Raw genomic sequence first — 633 nt, 5'->3', positions numbered from 1 at the left:
ACGTCTCGCGACGCTTACACACCCGGCCTATCCACGTCCTCGTCTCGAACGTTCCTTTAGTGCCCTCTAGGGACAAGGGAAGACTCATCTCAAGGCAAGTTTCCCGCTTAGATGCTTTCAGCGGTTATCTCTTCCGCACTTAGCTACCGGGCAGTGCCATTGGCATGACAACCCGAACACCAGTGGTGCGTCCACTCCGGTCCTCTCGTACTAGGAGCAGCCCCTTTCAATCTTCCAGCGCCCACGGCAGATAGGGACCGAACTGTCTCACGACGTTCTAAACCCAGCTCGCGTACCACTTTAAACGGCGAACAGCCGTACCCTTGGGACCTACTTCAGCCCCAGGATGTGATGAGCCGACATCGAGGTGCCAAACACCGCCGTCGATATGAACTCTTGGGCGGTATCAGCCTGTTATCCCCGGAGTACCTTTTATCCGTTGAGCGATGGCCCTTCCATTCAGAACCACCGGATCACTATGACCTGCTTTCGCACCTGCTCGCGCCGTCACGCTCGCAGTCAAGCTGGCTTATGCCATTGCACTAACCGCATGATGTCCGACCATGCTTAGCCAACCTTCGTGCTCCTCCGTTACGCTTTGGGAGGAGACCGCCCCAGTCAAACTACCCACCA

Annotated in this window: 1 rRNA gene; it reads right to left on the bottom strand. The window is 56.6% G+C overall.

The window, feature by feature from the left end:
* Window positions 1-633 (bottom strand): 23S ribosomal RNA (locus PSI15_RS18370); the annotation flags it as partial.

It is taken from the genome of Xenorhabdus sp. PR6a (assembly GCF_028599065.1).
Lineage (GTDB): Bacteria > Pseudomonadota > Gammaproteobacteria > Enterobacterales > Enterobacteriaceae > Xenorhabdus > Xenorhabdus doucetiae.
This window is presented reverse-complemented; position numbering and strand designations above follow the sequence as displayed.